Raw genomic sequence first — 22,332 nt, forward strand, 5'->3', positions numbered from 1 at the left:
GAATCGTCAATTTTTTTTACTTCTTTTTTTGAAAATACTCCTTTATAAATACCAAAAAATTTTTTCTTAGATTTTTCAATTTTGACTTTGATTTTTTTTTGTTTTCTATAAGCTTTGTTATTCTTTTTTTGTCATTTTCTGCAGACGTTAAATATTCATCAATTGATGCAATCTTATATTTTTTAATATAAAGAAGATAAATGTAGTATTTCGACAATAAATCATATTCTCTTTTACTAACCTTTTCAAACTCTTTAAATGAATGATTAAATATGTTAGCGAAAAGTGTATTATTTATAAAAGTTTCAACAAGTGTTCCAATACCTAAACTACTGTTATTTCTTTCGGAGTTGTCTTTAAGAAAACTATCAACATATATAACTCTGTGAAATACACTACTAATTGAAGATTGTCGATCAGAAATATCTGCCAGTGAAGCTTCGAACATCTCTCTACCTGCAATAAAAACAAATCTTGCGTGAGCTTCATTTATAAAAAACTTAAGTGACAACAAAATACTTGTAATTAAGAGTCGGCGCTCTCTTAAGTCATCCAGATATGTTTTTTGATTTAAATAATTATCGTTTTTTTCTGAAAATTCAAAAGAATATTGATTAGGAACTGGTTCAATCTTATCTAATTCATCAAAGATAAATATATACTCTTTAAAAATTTTCAAGTTTTCTAGTATCGATATAAGTGAAGCCTCAATCTCTCTAGGTCCTGCCATAGCATAAACCTTTGTATCTTTCTTAAAAAGTGCTGTTACAGAAGCAGTGAATGTTTCTCGTAATGAATCTTCACTTGTAACTTGTGCATTAGACCTGAGCTGTAAATTTAGAAGTTCTTCAAGTATAACTTTAAATTCTCTTGTTTTTGAGTTTCTAAATATTCTAAATAAAAAAATATTATAATTATTTGTATACGACCAGTTGACAAAAGTATATAATAATAGGCAAGATAACCCAGCAATTGAGACTAACCCAATAATATTTTCAATTAATGTATTATAAGAGTCAGGTTTATTTTCCTTATCTACGAAATAATTAATAAATAGATAATTACTTGTCAATAATAAAATTGTAATGATTGGCCATCCCCAACTAAAAATATTATTAATTGAAATTCGTTTTATTGTATTATATTGTGGATATGTTTTAAGATCTTCAACCAATTTATTTACAATGTATTTTAAAATATCTACTTCTCTAACTTGAGTTTGTGCCAAACTTATATTAATGTCTTTTACTGGATAGTTGTTATCAGTATCTTGCTTTTCAGTATTTGTACTTATTGAGCTTGTCTTATTTTTGTTTTGCTTATTTTTCTCTTTTTTATAAGCTTCAATGACTTGACTAACAAAGCTTGTTTTACCCATGCCACGATAACCAGTAACTAAATAAGCACCCCTTTTTTGCCCATACATCAATACATTTAAAAAATCTCGTTTTATATTTTGTCTACCTAAAAAGTCTTCTTTGTCATCATCTTCAAGCGAATGGTGCTTGAAAACATAACCTCTAGGAAGCTCTATGTAAATATTTTTAATAAATGATCTATAAGAAAATGATTCTTTACTCATCATTTTTATTTTTTTAGGCGTGAATAATGTTTGGTAAATGAAGTAATATTCCTGTTAGATTTTATTAATTGAAATGAAAATTTTGACTTAAAAAATTTACCAACTAGGTTATGCTCATTTCTGAAAGTGAGTAATTCATCTTTTAAAGATTTTTGATAAGAGAAAATTTACCAACATTTTTTTTCTTATCAAAAATTCGCTGCCTCTGTTTACACATTTATCTTGAATCCTTACAGCTTAGTTCGTTGATGAACGGTATAAAAGATTTTATACTGCTTTAAATTAGTTAAAACTTTAAAGTCAGCACGGCTCATGTCTGGGTAAGTGACAACCTGTAAAGGCTGATGTAAGCGGGGATAAGATACGGTTATTTCAGTTATCCGGTCGTCTGCTTACTTTAGATCTATTGCTATTCTACTTTCCGGTAGTACTATCGTTTCGTCAACCAGGATAAATGGCTTATGTCGCTCTTTGTACCGGCGTACTACTTCTACCTCTCCGTTAATTGCGGCTTGCAAGACCAGTAGCTTTTCCTGTCGGGCTGACCACATCGGTTTTATTGGTTTACGTACTCGATCCGGCCGTCGGGATATTGGTAATAGCACTTTACGGACTGATCGCTGGAAATGCTGATGTGATAAGTTGGCTCATCTGGCTCAGGCTCCAACGGTCGCCCGTTGTCGTCTAAGCAGATAGTGACAAATACCGGCTTGTTGAGATCACGTAAGGCTTCGACTTGTTCAGGGGTAGCCTTACCGGTTAAAACGGCTCTGAGTAGGTTTATCTTGCTGCTACGGGGTATCATGGATCAGTGCGGTCAGCATTCAGGTACGACAACGCGCCAACGGCTAACCAGATAAAACCCGGAAAGTACGGCGTACTGATCACCGCTGTTTTTAGGGCTTCAACAATGGCTACCGGCTGATCAATAGGAGCGGTCAGCAGTTGAGGTAGCCCAAACAAGCAAGGCGACCGTTCGGCATGTTCGTCGTATAGCTGTAGCCATTCAGGGATCGGCTTTTGTTGTTGGGTAAGTTTACGTAGCAGGGCCGAATGAACCCAACTTGTTCGGCTCCGCTTCTCTCCGTCCTTGCTGACGTACTTGATGGTATGGAACGTATCATCAAACAGCTTGATTTGCCTTCCCCGCTTGCGGCCCTGCTCATCTATGTACCAGAACACACAAGGACCAATGCTGTTACGGGCTTTGACTTCATCATGGTACGAAAGACCAGAGAGGCCTTTTTCGAGTCTCCCGTGGTCACTTAACTAAATAGTAAAAGGCACTTACAACACGCTGTAAGTGCCTTTTTTAATGTTTGGTCGAACCATGCAGCGTTCATCTGCTTCTGCCAGCGTCGTGTTAAGACAATTTCTCCGTCGATGAAAGAGAGGTTAATCCTTGAAAGACTGTCCTGAATTTCTGTTCGAAATCACCGGGCGTTTCTTTGCTTGTGAAAAGCTGGTAGGAACGAATATCTTTTTGATCTTCATTAGGTTGGCTGCTGCCAACCTCGTAGTCAAACGAAAAAGTAACCGGCGACTCCGAATTAAGCACAGCGTAGAAACCATCAAATAAGCTCGGATCTCCCCAGACGGTTATTTGACGAGGGTCAAAATTGGTTCCTTCCAGATTATTGACGTGCCTAGCCGAAGCACTACCGGAAAAGTTAGTTTTAAAAAATAGAATCCATGCTTTGAACCGGATACCATGCGACAGGTCAGGGCTGGTCAGATGTATGACACGTCGGTTGCCGTCAGTGGCCTGATTGACTGTCACATCGTATGATTCGACCGTGAACGATGCGGTTTTAATGGTAATAGGCATACATCTTGCGGATTTAAGAATGACATTTTTGCGTAAATACTGATTTGAGAAGACGTAGCACTGAGTCCATACGGCTGTTTCCTGAGCATTGGCATACAGCGGGCTGGTAGCGACCGCCAACAGCAGGCAGCGTAGTAGGCGCAAGGGTTCATGAAAAGACGTGGATAGTGCTTCTCAGAAATAGTCTACAAAACTCATTATTTGATCTACTCCCTCAGCCCCATTTAGTGAACGGTAAAAATGAACGACCTTACTTCAGACTGGTAGGTACGTCAGGCCTCAGCGATAATCCATGGACTTTCAACCCCGTCAGGTACATATTTTTCATAGTTTTGTTCAATATTTATACAATCCCATATGCCTGCTTCAGTTTGCGTTATTGGATCGTCCAATACAGATATGGTTATTAAGGCCGACAAATTGCCGGCCCCCGGCGAAACTATCATTGGAGGCACCTTTCTGATGAATGCGGGCGGCAAAGGAGCCAATCAGGCGGTGGCTGCGGTACGTCTCGCGGCATCGGAACCCGACTTGGCTTCCGTCACATTTGTCGCCAATGTGGGCAACGACGTGTTCGGGCAACAGGCCCGCCAACAATTCGATCAGGAAGGGTTACGCACGGACTTTGTCACGACAGATAACCAGGAACCCTCGGGTGTAGCCCTGATCGGGGTTGATAGCCGGGGCGAAAACAGCATCATGGTGGCTTCCGGGGCCAACGCCCGGCTGAGCCAGACGCAGGTGGCTACAGCTTTAGCGACTCAGCCTGATTCGACCGTTGTGCTGTTGCAACTGGAAACGCCCTTACCAACCGTCGATTACGCCATTCGGCAAGCCCATGTACGTGGGATGCGGGTAATTCTGAATCCGGCCCCGGCTCAACCCCTCAATCCATCCCTGCTCACCTGCCTGCATGTGATCACGCCGAACGAATCGGAGGCCGAACTGCTGACCGGCATCCGTGTGACCGACGAGACCACCGCCTGGCAGGCGGCTCAACATCTCCACGAAGCGGGTGTGCCCAATGTAGTCATTACGTTAGGATCAAAAGGGGCATATCTGTCTACAGAAGGCGAATCAACCTTCGTTTCTGCGCCACCCGTTACGGCGGTGGATACCACGGCGGCAGGCGACTGTTTCAACGGGGCGCTGGCGGTAGCTTTAGCTGAGAGCCTTCCCCTACTGGAAGCTGTTACCTTTGCCTGCAAAGCTGCTTCCATTTCTGTAACACGCATGGGTGCCCAGGCATCGATGCCCCGGCGCTATGAGGTTGACACCCTACCGCTGGCATCTGCTTAAGAACTAGCTATTATCTGCCATTGACAATTGATTCTCTGATCTGGTGCGTCTTCTTACCAACGCTTCTTTCTTCCTAAACCATTCGACCATGTTCATTATACAGACGTATTCCGTTGCGGTATTTTTCTGCATTGTTACGATGCTCTGCTGGGGCTCGTGGGCCAACACCCAGAAACTGGCGGCCAGTAGCTGGCGTTTCGAACTGTTTTACTGGGATTACGTACTAGGAATCGTGCTGCTGGCCCTTTTGCTGGCACTCACGCTGGGAAATGTTGGTACGGGTGGCCGTTCCTTCTTCGCCGATGTAGCGCAGGCAGATAGTGCTAATCTGGGACTGGCGGTCTGGGGTGGGGTGTTGTTCAACGGGGCCAACATTTTGCTTGGTGCGGCCATCTCCATTGCGGGTATGTCGGTTGCCTTTCCGGTCGGCATCGGGCTGGCGCTGGTCATTGGCGTAGTGGTCAACTACCTCAACGCGCCGGTTGGTAATGCTACGTTACTGTTTGGCGGTATGGCACTCATTGTAGTGGCCATTTTGCTTAATGCCTTTGCCTATCGTAAAACAGCAACGGAAGGGGCCTCCACCACCAGAGGGTCATCGACGCGGGGCTTACTCCTATCGGTCGTTGCAGGTGGCCTGATGGGGTTGTTTTACCAGTACGTAGCGCGGTCAATGTTTCCGAATTTTGAGCAACCTCAACCCGGCATGCTCAGCCCCTATACTGCCGTCGTGTTTTTCTCGCTGGGTATCCTGGCCAGTAACCTTGTTTTCAATACGCTGCTCATGCGTCGACCCTTCGTGGGCCCTCCTGTAACCTACGCTGATTATTTCCGGGGCAGTGCCCGCAACCACCTCACGGGGGTTCTGGGCGGGATGATCTGGTGCCTTGGCATGTCGTTCAGTATTCTGGCCTCCGATAAGGCCGGTCCGGCCATCAGCTACGGGCTTGGGCAGGGCGCTACGGTGGTGGCAGCCCTGTGGGGCATTTACATCTGGCGGGAGTTTCGCAATGCTCCCAGGGGGGTTGGGATGTTGCTCAACGGCATGTTGCTCTGCTACGTGGTAGGCCTCAGTTTGCTGATCGTAGCCAGGTAAATAAGGTTCACAAATACGAGAATTCTCCCCTACCCACTTCTGAATCAGGCTGATACCTTTACTTAAGCTTTATCATTCCCCTTACACCTTACTACCATGCAGCTTGATGATCTTAAAACCATTACGGAACCAAAGCCCCTGTCGCAGCTTACCCAGCAGCAACTGAAGGAACTCCAGACCGCCCTGAAATTTCTGGGTTATCCGGTCGGCAAAATCGATGGTCTGCTAGGCCCCAGAACCCGCACCGCCTGGGCCGAATATAAAACGGACGTATTTGAAGGAAACCCCGATCTGATTGGCCCTCAATCGATTGCCGTTTTACTCAGTAAGGTCGACCGATCAGTTAACAATCCGGACTTTTCGACGAAAGAAGGAACGCTTGCCGCCATCGTGAATGAATGCCGGTTTCAGGGCCTTACCCTCAGTCCCCAGATCGCCTACGTGCTGGCTACAGTGGAATGGGAAACGGCTAAAACCTTCAAACCGGTCAGGGAAGCCTTCTGGCTGAGCGAAGAATGGCGACGCAAAAACCTGCGCTACTACCCTTACTACGGCCGGGGTTATGTTCAGTTGACCTGGAAGTTCAATTACGAAAACTATTCAGAACTGCTGGACCTCGACCTGGTCAAGAACCCAGACCTGGCTCTGGAGCCGGACACTGCCCTGTTTATTCTTGTTCACGGCTTCAGAACCGGCAACTTTACCGGCCGGAAAATCACGGATTACATCAATGAAGTGAAAACGGATCTGGTCGGTGCCCGACGCTGCATCAACGGCACCGACCACGACAATGACATCGCACACCTGGCCCAGAAATACCTGGTCATGGTTCCTGACAATCAGTTAGTCGCCGTATCGTTTAATTAACGAGTTTGCAACGCTTTTGCCTCATTGTACACGCACTTTTCAACCCTGAGCAGCCCTAACTTAATTACCGCTGAAACTGCGGGATGAGGTCGTCGCGTCCGCTGGCCTGCTTATCGGTCAGGTATTTGATCATGCCGGGCTGTCCAATAACCGCATACGGGTTTTTGTGTTCCAGTGTTGGCTTGGGTCCCTTGTAAACGCGGGAGTATGGGCGATTTGCGGCCATGAGATAAGGATTAAACGGCTAACCCGCTGTCGGGCGAATGATACTTCCTGGGTTGTAGGATCGATGCCTGCATGAGCCAACCCAACTCACGCGGACCACAGTCTGTTCATACAGAACGACCGGCAAATTAGAATTGATACACCATGGCGTTGACGTTCATGCCCGCACCGACAGAAGCGAATACAATGTTATCACCCGGATGGATCTGATGGTTATCAAAATTTCCTTTTAAAATCAGGTCCAGCAACGTTGGTATGGTCGCCACGGAACTATTACCTAACCAGGAAATTGTCATCGGCATCAGGTCGTCGGCAGGCATTGGCATATCGTAGAGCTTAAAAAGCCGCTGAAGTATAGCGGCATCCATTTTTTCGTTCGCCTGATGAATCAATACCTTATTAATTGCCGACAGGGGCACGCCCGCCTTGTCGAGAGTCGCTTTGATTGCAACAGGAACGGTAGTCAACGCAAATTCATATAGCTTACGGCCGTTCATTTTCATGAAAATATCCTGGCTATCGGCTTGTAACGGTGCGTTCGACGGCTGCATCGACAGCAAATGTGCGTATTCATGCGCATGCGTTTGGGTGCAATGAGCCAAAATACCGCCCCTGTGGTCATCGGCAGCTTCAAGAATTACGGCTCCGCTGCCGTCACCGAACAACATGCAATCCCGATCGTGAGCATCCGTAACGCGCGACAGCGTTTCGGTACCAATAACCATGCACCGGCGGGCATCGCCGGACCGGATGTAATAACTGGCCTGGATGACTCCTTCCAGCCAGCCGGGACATCCGAACGCCAGATCATACGCCACGCAGCTCGGGTTCCTGATTTGAAGCAGTGCCTTGATCCGCGACGCCAGCGACGGAACCATACTGACCCGATTACTACCAAACGCAACATCGCCAAAGTTGTGCGCCACGATGATGTAATCCAGGCTTTCAGGATCAATCCCTGAGCTGTCTAAAGCATTGCTGGCCGCCAGAAATCCCAGGTCCGACGCCTGTTGGTCGGGTTGGGCGTACCGGCGTTCACAAATACCCGAAATGGACTTAAATTTTTCCAGGATGACCGCCTGCTCCTGCAACAGCGGTAACCCATTGCGGTCGTAAAAATGATGATCCGCGAAGGCTTCATTGCTCATTTTGACAGTAGGAATGTAACTGCCGGTTGCGGCAATAACGGCCTTAACAGGGTAATTCATATCAATTATGTACAAGTATAGGTTTACGTGTTAGTATGCCTGCCGGTGACCACTGAGACGCAAATGGTATCTGTCTGGCTTTATCCGTGTCGAAACATGATCAACAGTCGGATATCGATGTCACTGCTACTCTAAACGACCCAGTGCAGCGTCGGCCGCAAGTTAAAGCTACTCTTTAATACCAGCAAACGAAAATTGGGACACCGCCCGACCGACAACTTTCGGGCGAGTTGTTCGTTCCCTGCATCCAGACCGTGTTTATGGCCCGCATATTTTTTACTACCCATCAGCGTATTTTCGCTGCCTGGTAACCAAATCACAACACAATGCCCTCAAACGTCTGCTGAAAAAGATCCCCGGCTTGTTCCATCTAACACCGTTAACCGCGACTTGATCTGCCGAATTACGGTATTAAAATCGGCTGGCTGGTGGGCGAAATCCAGTTGGTTCATGTCCAGGATTAGCAGTTCGCCCGCCGTATAGGATGCAACAAAGTCCTCGTAGAGCCGATTCAAACTTGACAGATAGGCATCGCTGATCGATTGCTCAAATGAGCGGCCCCGCTTCTGAATCTGTTCGCGCAGTTTGGGCAGATCGGCCCGGAGGTAGATCATGAGATCAGGCGGGTGAACCAGACTTACCATGTTGTTGAACAGATCAAGGTAGGTGCGGTAATCGCGCTCGGTCATGTAGCCGCTTTCGTAGAGGTTCCGGGCGAAGATAGCCGAATCTTCGTAGATAGTCCGGTCCTGCACCATCGTTCGGGCCGGAGCAGCGTTACCCAGGCGGGCGTTGGCCCGATTTTCGTCCAGCACGCTCATAATTTTCTTGACCTGCGTTAGCCGGCTATTCAGAAAATACACCTGCAAATTAAATGACCATCGTTCCATATCGGCGTAAAAATCCGCCAGGTATGGATTGCCTTCGACAGCTTCGTATAAAACTTCCCAGCCACAGTGATCGGCGAGTAATTCGGCCAGCGTCGTCTTGCCGGCTCCTATATTTCCTGTTATGGCGATGTGCATGGTAGAAGGATAAGGGAGGAGAGGAGAGGAGAAAAGGGAGGAAGGGAAGTGTGGGAGTTACCTCCGTGGCCATTTCCCTTCCTCCTCTCCTTCCCCTCGTCCCTTTCCTCCTTTTGGTATTGGAACGAACTTTACAAAAATGGGTTTAATTTTGTTAGTAAGTTTTTGATAGCATGAAACCGTACCGCGTTTTACTTTACTATATCTACACGCCCATCGAGAATCCGGCGCAGTACCGCGAAGAACATCATCTGCTGTGTCTGCGGCTGAATCTGCTCGGGCGGATCATTGTTGCTCCCGAGGGACTGAACGGTACCGTGTCGGGTTTGACGGCCGACTGCGAAGCCTACATGGCCGCGCTGCATGCTGATCCGCGCTTCGCAACCATCGATTTTAAGGTAGAAGAACACGATCATCACGCGTTTCAGAAACTACACGTCCGGCAGAAGGAAGAGATCGTTAACTCCGATCTGCCGGTCAACCCGCTTGAGCAAACAGGCAAGCACCTGGAGCCAGAAGAGTTCCGTCGTCTGAAAAACGACCCGGATGTCGTGCTGGTCGATATGCGGTCCAACTACGAACATTCCGTAGGCCGCTTTAAAGGGGCGGTTACGTTTGACATGGAAAATCTGCGCGAATTGCCGGAGCACGTCCATGAAATTGAGCACCTGAAAGATAAGAAGATTGTCACCTACTGCACGGGTGGTATCAAATGTGAAAAAGCCAGTGCTTACCTGCTGTCGCGCGGATTTCAGAACGTGTATCAACTCCACGGCGGCATCATCAAATACGGTCTTGAAGCAGGTGGCGAAGATTTTGAAGGCCAGTGTTACGTGTTCGACAACCGCCTGACGGTCGACGTGAACCACGTGAACCCTAAGGTGGTATCGACCTGCTACCGCTGCGGCAAAACCACCAGCCGGATGATCAACTGCGCCAGCCCGGCCTGCAACAACCACGTAACGCTTTGCGACGACTGCGGCTGGGAACATGCCGGTACGTGTTCGGATGCCTGCAAGGAAGACCCGAACCTCCGTGCCTACGATGGTACGGGTTACTACAGCAAGCAGTCGGAAGGGTATACCCCGGCTCTGGGCTTTAAAAGTCGCAAAGGGCAGGAAAGCGCCGAGCTCCGGCAGTAACGTTGTCAAACGAAAGCACGTATTGATCATAAAAAAACGGCCGGGGCTAATCGTCCCGGTCGTTTTTTCCTCAGCTCTGCTTCACCCAGAACCCCTGCAACGAACTAACGGCCGCGACCAGATAAAACAGCAGACTCGTTGCCAGGGCGTCGGGCGTTCGGATGGGCAACCACTGGCTCATCTGTACAAACACCAACTCCCGCATACCAATCCCACCGATCGTCAGCGGCAGAGCAGCCGCGATAGACGACGCCAGAAACGTCAGCAGGTAATCCACAAAGTTGGTATTGACCCGTAGTGCCAGCAACAGACACGTACAGCCGAGTAGTTGCAGGGTTTGCACGCCCAGCGCTACGGCCACACCCTGCCAGAAAACAGTCCTGAACCGCCCAAACACCAGTCGAACGCCAACGTAAGCCACGGCAATCACTGATCCGGCTAATACGGGTCCCATCCAGGGCGGTACCGGCAGCAAGGTCTGCACCGACGTACTGAAACCCGCAGTCAGGCATCCCAGTACAACGATCGCCAGCAACCCCAGCAGACGATCCAGCAGTAAGGTCGTCACGACCAGCCGGTAGCCAACCCCAAATTTAGTTTTCAATCGAACCGCCTTGTAGCCGTCTCCGCCAATACCACCCGGCAGAAACAGGTTATAGGCCATGCCTGTGTAGTACAACGGCAGGAGATACCGGAATGGGGCCTGGACGCCAACACCCCTCAGCATGGTTTTCAACCGGAACGTACTGGTAATCTGCGATGAATTGTAGGCCAGCACGGCCATCAGCAGCCACTCTACCCGCGCCCGGCTCATCACACTCCCCACAGCCGCCCAGTCGGTTCGCCAGACCAGGTACGTAATGGCCAGCACGCTCAGCACGGCTTTTAGGAGGATCGGTCCCCACCTCCTGCTTTTCGCTGGCTCGTCCGTTACGGGCTGCTCAGGTGACTGAACGGAAGACGCGAATAGGTTTTTCATTCAGCGAACAGCCGGAGCAAGTTGAAATTCTTCCCGGATGCGGTAGGTGGGTTTGTGGGCGGACTCGTAATACGTTCGCATCTGAATCTCGGCGATGAATCCGAAGGTCAGTAGTTGCAAACCACCGAGTACGAGCACGGCCGCCAGTGTTAGCAACGAACTGTTTCCAATCGGTTCGCCCGTGAGCCGGAGCACGAACAGGTAGCTGCCCAGCCCAATCCCGAGACCGACCGCCAGCAGCCCAATCGGGCCAAACAGATGCATGGGTCGGCGGAAATAGCGCTGCATGAACACGATGAACAGCAGATCACTCAGCACCCGGAACGTCCGACCGAGTCCGTATTTTGATGAGCCGTGCAGCCGCGGATGGTGCTGCACATCGCGCTGGGTCATGCGAGCACCCTGCATGGCGGCTAATACGGGAATAAACCGGTGCAGCTCGCCGTATAGCCCCAGGTCGCGGGCTACCTCGCGCCGGAATACCTTGAGCGTACAGCCGTAGTCGTTGAGATACACCCCCGTCAGGCGCTGGATCAGTGCGTTGGCCAGTCGGCTGGGGAACTTGCGGAGCAGGAATCCATCCTGCCGACTGGCCCGGTTGCCCGCCACTACGTCCCAGCCTTCCGTCTGAGCCAGTTCGACCAGCCAGGGAATATCCATCGGATCATTTTGCAGGTCGCCGTCCAGCGTCACGATGTATTCGCCCCGGGCGGCCTGAATGCCCGCAGCCATAGCAGTAGTCTGGCCGTAGTTGCGGTACAACACCAGCAACCGCAGGTGTTCGTCGGCCCACTGCCGTACGTTCCGTACGGTAGCATCGCGGGAGCCGTCGTCGACCAGAATCACTTCGTACGCATGGCCAGCCAATGCCGTCCGGATGCGGTCGAGCAGTGGCCTGACGTTATCAGCTTCGTTGTAAAGCGGTATGACCAGTGAAATAAGTGCATCGTTTTCCATAGAGTGACCGTGTGTCAGCACGGGAGTCAGCCGCCATTCAACGGTCGTTGTCCCGGTGGGCGGCTTGCTTCCATCATCGAACCGGTTTCGAGCCGGAAACAGGCTTGGCAATGCCGGCTGGCATTCGTCGTGCGACAAAATGATTGGTCCCGGTTCCGACTGCCCAGACAGGCGCGTCGGTTGTTACCAACCCTTCTTTTTACTGACCAAGGTAGACAATAAAGACGTGGCCGCAAAAAAGCCCGGCTTTCCGAGCCAGGCTTTGTTTACTGTATCACTATTTTTTCAAGTATTGGAAAGCCGGCAACCAGCAAACGTTGGCTGACTGCTCAGACCGCTTTTTTCACGTTAATGGCATTAAGCCCCTTGGGCGTCATCTCTACGGAAAAAGTCACCTTATCCCGTTCGCTGATTGGCTCTTTCAGTGCATTCACATGCACGAAAATACTCTCCTGCGTCTGCTGATCCCGAATAAACCCGTAGCCTTTCGAGGTATTGAACGACGTTACGATTCCGCGACGAGTTACCTCCTCCGTAGCCATGGCATCCTGCCGGGGAACGCCGATCTGGATTTCTTCCTGATTAACTTCCCGCTTTCGGTTAGGATCAGGAGGAGTCGTTGTGATGTTGCCGTTCTCGTCTACATAAGCCAACATCTGATCGAGCGATTGCCCTTTCTGCGCATTCGCCTTCCGATCCTCTCGTTTTTCCTGCTTGTCCTTCTTCTTTTTCTGCCGCTGTTTCTCTTTCTCTTTTTTACTGAATGTATCCATAATTTGTGTTTGTTCCGCCGGGCTTATCATGCCTGTCGGATCATGATTTTAATTCGGAAGTGATGCCCTGGTGAAGTTTGGTGACGTAATAGGTAGAAATCGATCATGCCACCACTTATCGAACTGAATATAGCAAGAATTAGTTGATTAACCACGATTTTGCTTGTAAACTTTCTGTTATTACTCATTTTTGGTTTGCATCATACCAATAGCTTCCCCATTACGTAGTCATTCATCCAGTAGGGTCCAATGGGGATGTCTTCTTCGTAGCGCACCTGAAATCCCTGCTTCTCGTAAAATGCCCTGGCTTTGTTATGCCGGTTAACATTCAGCAGCAGTTCGCGTCCACCCTGCTCGCGGCATCGATCTTCCACCGCCGTCAGCAACTGCCGCCCCAGCCCGGTACCCTGGGTTTCGGGTAGCACATAAATCTTGTGCAGCTTACATAACTCGCGATTGTCTTCAATGACACTGAAGGAAGCAAACCCCAGCAGCCGATCGTCGGGCGAGGTTTCGGCGAGGATAAATTCATGCCCCTGCTCGGTCATCTGCCGGTTCAGCGCGTCGGGCGAATACATCCGGTCAAACATATAGGCAATCTGCTCCTGGCTCAGGATCGGGCGGTAGGTTGGTTCCCAGATTTTTGTCTGTAATTCGATGATGGCGGGGATATCATCGGGGGTTGCAGTGCGAAGTTTCGTCGGCACGTTCGGGGGTTATTTTGTATTTTTACCCCACAATATTACCACAACCCACTTTACATGGCGGAGCAAAAGCCCCTGATTTTAGTAACGAATGATGACGGCATTACGTCGCACGGGATTCGTACCCTGGTTGAACTGATGCAGCAATTAGGCACAGTGGTCGTCGTGGCACCCAACAGCCCGCAGTCGGGCATGGGTCATGCTATCACCATTGCCAACCCCCTCCGTTTATACCCAACCGACATCTTTGCCGATGTAATCGCGTACGAATGTTCGGGCACACCGGCCGACTGTGTTAAACTGGCGAAACACCATGTTTTGAAGGACCGCGCCCCCGATCTCGTCGTGAGTGGCGTCAACCACGGCGGCAATACGTCCATCAGCGTTTTGTATTCCGGGACCATGTCGGCGGCCATTGAAGCGGCCATCGAGGGAATTCCGGCCATTGGTTTTTCGTTAGGAGATTTTACCCGACAGCCCGACTTCTCGCATACGCACGAACATATCCTGTCCATCACGCGCAACGTGCTGGAACGGGGCATGACCAAAGGTACGGCCCTGAACGTAAATTTTCCGCCCCGGGGCAGCGAGCCCCTGAAAGGCATCCGAATCTGCCGGCAGGCCAATGCCAAATGGCAGGAAGTGTTCGACGAACGGCGCGACCCCCATGGTCGCCGGTATTTCTGGCTGGCGGGCGAATTTGTGAACTACGACACGCACGCCGAAGATACCGACGAGTATGCGCTGGCCAACAATTACACCTCCGTAGTACCGTGTCAGTACGACCTGACCGCCTATGCGATGGTGGATGAACTGAAGAACTGGAACCTGTAAGAGTATATGGTATATGACTTACTGACGATTGCTTACACGTCGTATATCATACATTCTACATAAAAGCATCAACATAACATGCCACTATTAGGGAGAATGCTGAAGAACGGGATTCGTCTGACGAATGTCGTTCAGCGTAAACGCATCAACGCGTTCAAACTGCAACGCAGGGTGTTTCGCAAGCTAGTCCGGAAAGCCCAGCATACGGCTTTCGGTGAAAAATACAAATTTGACGAGTTGCTCAACGCGGCCGAATTTGGAACGGATCGGGAGTTTTACGAAAAATATAAACAATACGTCCCCATTTACGACTACAACCGGATCTTCAACGAATGGTGGAGCCGGGCGCTGGAGGGCGAGAAGAACGTCACCTGGCCGGGTCGGGTCAAATACTTCGCGCTCAGTTCCGGTACGTCAGAAGCGTCTTCCAAGTACATTCCGGTCACGAAATCGATGTCGCGGGCTATCCAGCGCACCAGCATCCGGCAGATTCTGACCCTGGGCCGCTACCAGAACCTGCCCTCCACGCTGTACGAAAAGGGTTACCTCATGCTGGGTGGCAGCACCAACCTCAACGCCCGCGAAGGCCACTTCGAAGGTGACCTCAGCGGCATTACGGCCAGCCAGATTCCATTCTGGTTCCAGCGGTTCTACAAACCTGGTAAGGAAATCGCGCAGGAACGAGACTGGGCGCTGAAGCTGGACGAGATCACCGAACAGGCCGCCGACTGGGACATTGGCTACGTGGTGGGCGTACCGGCCTGGATTCAACTGTTGATGGAGAAGATCATTGCCCGTTATAAGGTCAAAACCATCCATGACATCTGGCCGAATCTGATGGTATTCTGCCACGGTGGGGTATCGTTTGAGCCGTACCGGAAAGGCTTTGAAAAGCTACTGGCGCACCCCATTACCTACATCGAAACGTACCTGGCGTCGGAGGGCTTCATTGCGTACCAGTCGCACCCTAATGCCGACGGTATGCAGTTGGTGCTGAACAACGGCCTTTTCTTTGAATTTATCCCGTTCAACGACCGGAATTTTACGCCCGATGGCGAGCTGACCGCCAATCCAGAAACGTTGATGATCGACGAGGTAGAGGAAGGCAAGGAGTATGCCCTGCTGCTGTCGACCTGCTCGGGTGCGTGGCGTTACCTGATCGGCGATACGATCCGGTTTGTGTCCAAGAAACGGGCCGAAATCGTAATCACAGGCCGCACCAAACACTTCCTGAGCCTGTGTGGCGAACACCTCTCGGTCGATAACATGAACAAGGCCGTTGAGTTGGTCTCGGAAGAGATGGGCCTCGATGTACGGGAGTTTACCGTAGCAGGGGTTACACACGATACAATGTTTGCTCACCATTGGTACATCGGCACTGACGACCCCGTCGATACCAACGTACTGCGCGACCGTATCGACGCAACGTTGAAAGAACTGAACGACGACTACGCCGTGGAACGCAAACATGCGCTGAAGGAAATTACCGTAACGGCCTTACCTACGGCTACGTTCTACCGCTGGATGGAGTCAAAGGGCAAGATGGGCGGACAGCACAAATTCCCGCGCGTGCTGAAGAAAAACCTGATTGCCGACTGGGAAGATTTTCTGAGTAAATCGCTGGGCAAGCCCGTTAATCAGTGAGGATGAACTGGTAAGTGGTAATTACCGCTTACCAGTTCATTGCCTTCATCATCGGCTCGTACAGGCGGGTGTAGGCAATCTGCACCGCTACGGCCAGAAATACGAAACCGGTGGTTCGGTTAAAGATGGTGATTACCCGGGGCGTAAAGAGTCGCTTAAGCCGGTTGGCGTAGTAAGCCAGCGCCGATTCGGTGGCAAACACCCCAAGCAGACTGGCACCCATAAACCCGTACTGCTCAGCGACTGTGTAGTGGAGGTGCGACCGGATGTAGGCCACGATTGTCACCCAGGAGATGAAGTTAACCGGGTTCAGCGCATTCAGGAAAAAGCCCGTCGAAACGTAATACAGGTAGTTGCCGAACCGCGTCTGCGGATAAGCCAGTCTGGGTGTTCCTTTCAGGATGTTGACCAGCCCCATGGCTGTCAGGAACACCACGCCCACAAGAGCCAGAATGTGCTCGATTCCATCCACCTTCGGAATAAACGACGTACCAAGTAAAGCCGCGAGCACGAACAGAATGTCGCCGATAATGACGCCCAGCACGATTTTCATGCCCGAGCGAAACCCGTTGTCGACACTGTTCTGAATGAGCGCAAAGAAAACCGTTCCGAAGGTCAGGCAAAGTGCAATACCGACCAGGAAACCGTACAGAATTGGTAAAAACACAATTGATTTTTTGTTTATAGGCTGGGGGTAAGCAACGAACCCGTTACTAACCCGAAACAGCAATTTAAAGACCCCGCAACCGGGCTACCATCAGCAAGCCGGCCATACTGAGCGAATCGGTGATCTGACTCGTCATGACCATCTCTACGGCATCGGCCAGGGGCAGCTTCCGTACCTGCAACTGTTCAGTTTCCTCGGGAGCATGCTCACCCTGAATCAGGTCTTCGGCAATGTATAAAAAGCCCTCCTCGTCGGTGGCGGAATTAGATGTATGAATCCGGGCGATTTTAGTCCACGTTCGCGCTTCGAGGCCGGTTTCTTCTTTTAGTTCACGTTTGGCCGACTCCAGCGGATCGGTACCCAGCGGAGAACCACCTTCCGGAATTTCCCAGGAATATTCATCGAGCGGATACCGGTATTGCCCAACCAGGTACGTATTGCCATCGGCGTCAATAGGGACAACACCGATCGCTTTGTTCTTGAAACTAACGACTCCGTATATGCCTGGGGTTCCAGCGGGGGTCACTACCTCTTCGTGCCTGATGCTTAACCAATTATTCTCGTAGCGAACCGACGAGTTGAGCGTTTTCCAGGGATTTTCGGTTGCATTCATGGCAACGAAAGTACAAACTTTTCGGCTACGAATGGCTAAATTTGCGGCAAGACGCCAGATCCACAACGCTGGGTGTTGACTAGTAAACGTTGATAATAAACCAGTTAATCCATCTACTATTCAACCGTAACGGCGGACCGCGTTGCGCATCCAGCGTCCTTTCTGAAAAATGGCAACTCCCCAACAAACTAAATACCGCTGGATGACCTTTTCGGTAGGGCTGAGTATTGTTCTGCTGCTAATCAAACTGACGGCTTATTACCTCACCTCGTCAACAGCCATCCTGACCGACGCGCTGGAATCTATCGTCAACGTCGTGGCGAGTGGGTTTGCCTTGTACAGCGTGTACCTATCGGGCCAGCCCCGTGACCTGAACCACCCGTACGGTCACGGCAAGATTGAGTTTCTGTCGTCGGGCTTTGAAGGCGCGCTGATTACGTCGGCAGGTATCTTCATCCTCATTCAGGCTGTTTATAGCTTCTTCATCACCAAAACGCTGACGAACCTGGACTGGGGGCTGGGGCTGATAGCGCTGACTACGGCCGCCAACGCCGGAACGGGCCTGATGCTGGTCCGGACAGGCCGGCGTACCGACTCACTAGCCCTGACGGCCGACGGACGGCACCTGCTGACCGACAGCGTCAGCAGCCTGGTAGTGCTGGCTGGCGTGGCCCTGGTCTGGCTCACCAACCAGCTCTGGCTGGACAGTGTGCTGTCGCTGATATTGTCGCTGATCATCATCTACAATGGGTTCCAGCTCATTCGGCAATCGGTGGCCCGGCTCATGGACGAAGCCGACGTACCGACCATCGAGCGAGTGGTGAGTCTGCTCAACAGCCACAAAGACCGCAACTGGATCGACGTGCATAATCTGCGCGTTCAGAAATACGGAGCCGACCTGCACATCGACTGTCACCTGACGCTGCCGTATTACTGGGATCTGAACCAGGTTCACGATGAGGTCCATCATTTTGAAGATACGCTAAAAGACGGCTTTCGGAGCGAGGTCGAAATTTTTGTGCACACCGACCCCTGTGAACAGGAGTGCTGCCATTACTGCCGCGTCGCGGATTGCCCCGTGCGTGGTTTTCCGTTCGTACGCGACGTGGACTGGACAGCCGAAAACCTCCCCCTCAATCAGAAACATTTCGTGGCGTTGGCCCCGCCCAATGTGTAGACAAGCGTCAATTTTATAAAGACTATGGCTGGTTAATTGCACAAGCCACGGCGATAACTGGTGGGCGTGTGATGGTAGTACCGTTTGAATAGCTTGTTGAGGTGGCACACGTCCGAGAACCCAAATTCGTCGGCGATCTGCGAGATGGTCATCGTGCTTACGCTCAATCGTGTTTCGACCAGCCGGAGTTTGTACCGAATAATGTACTGTTGAATGGATTCGCCCATGTGCTGCTTGAAAAGCGCCCCCAGGTGGCTGGGCGAGTAATTAAAAACATCCGCCAGTTTTTCCATCCGCAGTTCGTCTGGTTCCGTTATGTGGCGGCATATGTAAGCAGCGATACGCTGGATCACCCCCGATGCGGTAGTTTTCGGCAAGGTAGGCTCAAGTGAATACTGAGCCAGTTCCCGGTCCAGCAACGTCAGAATAGCCCGCATCAGCGATTCAACAACCGGGTTAGAAAATAACGGCCCGGGGCTCTGCTGTTCCGCCCAGATAACGTCTACCAGTGCCAGCAGACTTTGCTGCTCTGTCCGCCGTTTACGGCTATCCCCCTGCAAGAGATGAGCGACAGATGTGCTGTACTCCTTAAAATGGCCCCATAACGTAGCTTCGGACGTCATCAGACTGGCCACATAGAGTGCTGTAAAGGAAAGACTATACAGGGACGTCCTGTTGCTGACAATGAACGTATGCCTGTCTGAAGGGCTGAGTAAAAACACATCACCGGGCTGATACCCAACTCGATTATCATTGACAACATGCTGTCCACTACCCGCCTGAATAAGAATAAGTTCAAAATGATTGTGCGTATGAACCGGGAGCGACCAGGTTTCAATATCTAATCGCTGAATAAGCAGGGGGTCGGATTGAATGAAGCGTTTCATGGTTGAGAGAAGAGGTTGGCAAGATCACAATACCCACTGTTGCCAATGCAATGCCAATCCGGTCCACCAATGAAACATTCGCTATCAAAACACTGACTATCAAACGTATAGCAGACAGCTATTACCAGACTCTTTCACCCAAAATAATAGAGGCTCCAATATATTGGAGGTACGAAATGGAGTCTTTATTCCATTGTATCTTTACCATGCACTTGCCTTACCTTGTCGTCATGGCCTTCTCTGATGAACTGATTCATTTGCCTTCCCTGCTCATTGTAGAGGATGAGTTTTTGATTGCCAATGATCTGCGCCGTATTCTGATAAAAGCCGGCTACCAGGTTATTGGCCTGGCTGGCTCAGTCGATGAAGCGAAAACAGTTGTAGCCGATCAAACGCCGGACATCGTGTTGCTGGATATTTTCCTGAACGGCGACCAGACCGGTATTGATTTAGCTCACTGGCTAAATGACCGGTCGATTCCGTTCGTTTTTCTGTCGGCGAACCTGACGGATGGCCTGATGGAAGCGGCCAAGATAACGCAGCCATTTGGGTTTCTGACGAAGCCTTTTCGGGAGAAAGATGTGCTTACTACGCTGGAGATTGCCCGCTATCGGCACGCCCACAGCGAAGAAGCCAAACTCCGCCGACAGCAGACCATCCAGATTGCGGTCAACAACGCCATCGTCAGTATTCAGGATCGCGAGCAACTGTGCCTGGCAATAGCCACGCAGATTCATCAGCTTGTTTCGTTCTCGTATCTGAACATTCGCATTGGTCTGCCCGACGAATCCTCTTTCTACTGGCTGATGCTGGAAAAGACCAGGATGAACACCTTTGAGCGCGTTAACCTGGCGACCCTGTTGCAAAACGAAGCCGATGAGCTTCTCCTTGAACGACTGGATCGGGAAGCACCCGATCGTTTGGGCGAAAAGGCGGGGATATTTACGGGGGAAACCTTTGATCAACTGTGCGATACGTACGTAACAGCCCGGTCGTGCCGGGACAACTTTGGTGTTCAGTCGCTGATGCTGTTTCCCATTCAGTTAAAACGAAACTCACTGACGACCATCATTCTGTCCAGTACCCTGGCCGAAGGGTTTACTCAGAAAGACTACGAAGCGGTTAGTCTGATTACCCCTCAGATTGCCCTCGCACTGGATAATCTGCTGGCGTATGAAGAACTCGACGCCCGCCGACAAATAAAAGCAATTGAACTCGCGATTGTCAACGCCTTCCGCAACGGCAGCAACATCGACGCGATTTTATCGCAGGTGGCCGGCGCCATCAATGAGTTATTGCCCGTCGATCTGGTTGCGCTTTATCAAGTTGGCAGGCCATCGGAAACTGCGGCCATAGATAGTATCGTGCGTAAAGACGGCGTTGTTTTTACCCCCCTAACCAGGCAGACTATTGTTCACCACTACCAGGTCGATGCAGACGAGTGGCAGAAGACGTTGGCCGATCTGAAAGCCAGCCTGGTCAAACCAACGCTTCACGTGGGAAGCCAGTTTACGAAAGAGCTGACTGATAATGTCGTCGGGGCGTTGTATCATACTAAACTGGGGCTGCAATCGTCCATGTACGCCCCCATTTTTGTTAAAAACCAACCCGTAGCGTCGCTGATACTGGGTAGTAAAGCCCCGTATGCGTTTACCTACAAAGACCTCAGTACGTTGCAGGACATCAGCATTCAGTTGGCGCTGGCGCTGGAAAACTTACTGGCTTTCGAGCAGATCAAAACGTTGAGCGAACAACTCCAGCTGGAAAAAACGTACCTGACCGAAGAGATAAAAACAAGCCACAACGTTGAGGAAATTATCGGCATCAGCCCGGCGCTTCAGACCGTCTTTACCAGCATCAGCCAGGTAGCGCCAACTGATTATACCGTACTGATAACGGGCGAAACCGGAACCGGGAAAGAACTCGTTGCCCGGGCGATTCATAACCGATCGGATCGGAAGAACCGGGCTATCGTAAAAATCAACTGTGCAGCCCTGCCCGCCCAGTTGATTGAGTCGGAACTCTTTGGGCATGAGCGGGGGAGTTTTACCGGAGCAACCGAGAAACGGATTGGCAAATTTGAACTGGCCAATGGCGGTACGCTGTTCCTGGACGAAATTGGAGAGCTACCCCTTGAATTACAACCCAAACTGCTGCGGGCGATTCAGGAAAAAGAGATTGAGCGTATTGGCGGAAAAGGCCCCATCCTGATCGATGTCCGAATCATTGCGGCCACCAACCGGAACCTGCAACAGGAGGTTACCAGTGGCCGATTCCGTTCGGATTTGTACTACCGACTCAACGTATTTCCGATAACGGTGCCCCCCCTACGGGAACGTCGCGATGATATTCAGCCGCTGGCCCAGTATTTCCTGAAACGGATCAGCAAAAAACTCGGCAAACCGTTGACGAGCATTGCCAATACGTCGCTCCACCAACTGCTGAACTACGATTGGCCGGGTAATATCCGCGAACTGGAACACGTACTGGAACGGGCGGCTATCCTGTCGCAAACCACTACGTTGGCATTGGCCGAACCGTTACTGGCAAGTCCACGTACGCACGTCCCACTTATTGCCGGTCAACCTGAAGATACCATCCAGCCTATTGAAGAAACCATGCGGGCCGCGATCCTGGCGGCTCTGGCCAAATCAGGAAACCGCATTCGGGGGGCGGGTGGCGCGGCTGAACTGCTCAACCTGAAGCCCACTACGCTGGAAGCCCGCATGAAGAAATTAAATATCAGTGCGAACCCCAGGCCCCTCGCTCCCTGAAACGGCGGTTGACTTGTCGCCCACATGGTTTCATCGGCCTGCGAGCCAATG

General features: G+C 50.5%; 22 protein-coding genes. 8 read left to right on the top strand and 14 right to left on the bottom strand.

The window, feature by feature from the left end; all coding sequences use genetic code 11:
* Positions 1–16 precede the first annotated feature (16 nt).
* The 4 genes from BN8_RS11965 to BN8_RS11980 form a co-directional block, all read right to left on the bottom strand.
* Positions 17–1,582: a hypothetical protein gene (locus BN8_RS11965; protein ID WP_192579045.1), complete on the bottom strand. Its 1,566-nt coding sequence runs from the start codon at positions 1,580–1,582 to the stop codon at positions 17–19.
* Between the two features lie 556 nt (positions 1,583–2,138).
* Positions 2,139–2,387, bottom strand: a complete 249-nt coding sequence (locus BN8_RS33255) for a hypothetical protein (protein ID WP_040005760.1) — start codon at positions 2,385–2,387, stop codon at positions 2,139–2,141.
* Positions 2,384–2,764 (bottom strand): DUF6371 domain-containing protein, encoded by a 381-nt coding sequence (locus BN8_RS11975; protein ID WP_009282130.1) that lies wholly within the window; start codon positions 2,762–2,764, stop codon positions 2,384–2,386. The genes BN8_RS33255 and BN8_RS11975 overlap by 4 nt, the downstream gene beginning before the upstream one ends.
* 181 nt (positions 2,765–2,945) lie before the next feature.
* Entirely contained in the window at positions 2,946–3,554 is a 609-nt protein-coding gene (locus BN8_RS11980) for a hypothetical protein (RefSeq protein ID WP_192579046.1), read from the bottom strand.
* Positions 3,555–3,767: 213 nt separating this feature from the next.
* Between BN8_RS11980 and rbsK the strand changes: the two genes are divergently transcribed.
* The 3 genes from rbsK to BN8_RS11995 all read left to right on the top strand — a co-directional run bounded on the left by rbsK (position 3,768) and on the right by BN8_RS11995 (position 6,672).
* The gene (rbsK, locus tag BN8_RS11985) at positions 3,768–4,709 is read left to right on the top strand and encodes a ribokinase (RefSeq protein ID WP_009282132.1); all 942 of its coding nucleotides are present in this window, start codon (positions 3,768–3,770) and stop codon (positions 4,707–4,709) included.
* Between the two features lie 88 nt (positions 4,710–4,797).
* Positions 4,798–5,805: a GRP family sugar transporter gene (locus BN8_RS11990; RefSeq protein WP_009282133.1), complete on the top strand. Its 1,008-nt coding sequence runs from the start codon at positions 4,798–4,800 to the stop codon at positions 5,803–5,805.
* Between the two features lie 96 nt (positions 5,806–5,901).
* Positions 5,902–6,672, top strand: coding sequence for a glycoside hydrolase family 19 protein (locus tag BN8_RS11995; protein ID WP_009282134.1), 771 nt, complete (start codon positions 5,902–5,904; stop codon positions 6,670–6,672).
* Between the two features lie 64 nt (positions 6,673–6,736).
* On the opposite strand, the gene BN8_RS33260 is transcribed toward BN8_RS11995, so the two are convergent.
* From BN8_RS33260 to BN8_RS12005, 3 genes are all read right to left on the bottom strand, one after another.
* Entirely contained in the window at positions 6,737–6,898 is a 162-nt protein-coding gene (locus BN8_RS33260; protein ID WP_009282135.1) for a hypothetical protein, read from the bottom strand.
* 127 nt (positions 6,899–7,025) lie between these two features.
* Entirely contained in the window at positions 7,026–8,105 is a 1,080-nt protein-coding gene (locus tag BN8_RS12000) for a 3-oxoacyl-ACP synthase III family protein (protein WP_009282136.1), read from the bottom strand.
* A 332-nt stretch (positions 8,106–8,437) separates the two neighbouring features.
* Complete coding sequence (locus tag BN8_RS12005) at positions 8,438–9,130, bottom strand: deoxynucleoside kinase (protein WP_009282137.1); 693 nt, start codon at positions 9,128–9,130, stop codon at positions 8,438–8,440.
* Positions 9,131–9,303: 173 nt separating this feature from the next.
* On the opposite strand from BN8_RS12005, the gene trhO reads away from it, so the two are divergent.
* Positions 9,304–10,272, top strand: coding sequence for an oxygen-dependent tRNA uridine(34) hydroxylase TrhO (gene trhO, locus BN8_RS12010; protein ID WP_009282138.1), 969 nt, complete (start codon positions 9,304–9,306; stop codon positions 10,270–10,272).
* Positions 10,273–10,342: 70 nt separating this feature from the next.
* Here the strand turns inward: trhO and BN8_RS12015 are convergent, their stop codons facing one another.
* The 4 genes from BN8_RS12015 to BN8_RS12030 form a co-directional block, all read right to left on the bottom strand.
* Entirely contained in the window at positions 10,343–11,251 is a 909-nt protein-coding gene (locus tag BN8_RS12015) for a lysylphosphatidylglycerol synthase transmembrane domain-containing protein (RefSeq protein ID WP_009282139.1), read from the bottom strand.
* Complete coding sequence (locus BN8_RS12020) at positions 11,252–12,346, bottom strand: glycosyltransferase family 2 protein (protein WP_009282140.1); 1,095 nt, start codon at positions 12,344–12,346, stop codon at positions 11,252–11,254.
* Between the two features lie 191 nt (positions 12,347–12,537).
* Positions 12,538–12,981, bottom strand: coding sequence for a cold shock domain-containing protein (locus tag BN8_RS12025; protein WP_040005761.1), 444 nt, complete (start codon positions 12,979–12,981; stop codon positions 12,538–12,540).
* A gap of 200 nt (positions 12,982–13,181) precedes the next feature.
* A complete protein-coding gene (locus BN8_RS12030; protein WP_009282142.1) occupies positions 13,182–13,688 on the bottom strand; it encodes a GNAT family N-acetyltransferase in 507 nt (168 codons plus the stop codon).
* Between the two features lie 54 nt (positions 13,689–13,742).
* Here BN8_RS12030 and surE point away from each other — a divergent pair, with 54 nt between their 5' ends.
* Positions 13,743–14,519 (top strand): 5'/3'-nucleotidase SurE, encoded by a 777-nt coding sequence (gene surE / locus BN8_RS12035; protein WP_009282143.1) that lies wholly within the window; start codon positions 13,743–13,745, stop codon positions 14,517–14,519.
* A gap of 78 nt (positions 14,520–14,597) precedes the next feature.
* A complete protein-coding gene (locus BN8_RS12040) occupies positions 14,598–16,163 on the top strand; it encodes a GH3 auxin-responsive promoter family protein (protein ID WP_009282144.1) in 1,566 nt (521 codons plus the stop codon).
* 28 nt (positions 16,164–16,191) lie between these two features.
* Here the strand turns inward: BN8_RS12040 and BN8_RS12045 are convergent, their stop codons facing one another.
* Both BN8_RS12045 and BN8_RS12050 read right to left on the bottom strand, forming a co-directional pair.
* Positions 16,192–16,830: a LysE family translocator gene (locus tag BN8_RS12045; RefSeq protein ID WP_040006017.1), complete on the bottom strand. Its 639-nt coding sequence runs from the start codon at positions 16,828–16,830 to the stop codon at positions 16,192–16,194.
* 64 nt (positions 16,831–16,894) lie between these two features.
* Positions 16,895–17,443, bottom strand: a complete 549-nt coding sequence (locus BN8_RS12050) for an NUDIX domain-containing protein (RefSeq protein ID WP_009282146.1) — start codon at positions 17,441–17,443, stop codon at positions 16,895–16,897.
* A 169-nt stretch (positions 17,444–17,612) separates the two neighbouring features.
* On the opposite strand from BN8_RS12050, the gene BN8_RS12055 reads away from it, so the two are divergent.
* The gene (locus BN8_RS12055) at positions 17,613–18,620 is read left to right on the top strand and encodes a cation diffusion facilitator family transporter (RefSeq protein ID WP_009282147.1); all 1,008 of its coding nucleotides are present in this window, start codon (positions 17,613–17,615) and stop codon (positions 18,618–18,620) included.
* 32 nt (positions 18,621–18,652) lie between these two features.
* Here BN8_RS12055 and BN8_RS12060 read toward each other — a convergent pair whose 3' ends face one another.
* Positions 18,653–19,507 carry an AraC family transcriptional regulator gene (locus BN8_RS12060; RefSeq protein WP_009282148.1) on the bottom strand — a complete coding sequence of 285 codons (855 nt, stop codon included), beginning with the start codon at positions 19,505–19,507 and terminating at the stop codon, positions 18,653–18,655.
* Between the two features lie 206 nt (positions 19,508–19,713).
* Between BN8_RS12060 and BN8_RS12065 the strand changes: the two genes are divergently transcribed.
* Entirely contained in the window at positions 19,714–22,281 is a 2,568-nt protein-coding gene (locus tag BN8_RS12065) for a sigma 54-interacting transcriptional regulator (protein WP_229367934.1), read from the top strand.
* Positions 22,282–22,332 lie beyond the last annotated feature (51 nt).

Origin of the sequence: Fibrisoma limi BUZ 3, from assembly GCF_000296815.2 — a bacterium.
GTDB classification, from domain to species: Bacteria; Bacteroidota; Bacteroidia; order Cytophagales; family Spirosomataceae; genus Fibrisoma; species Fibrisoma limi.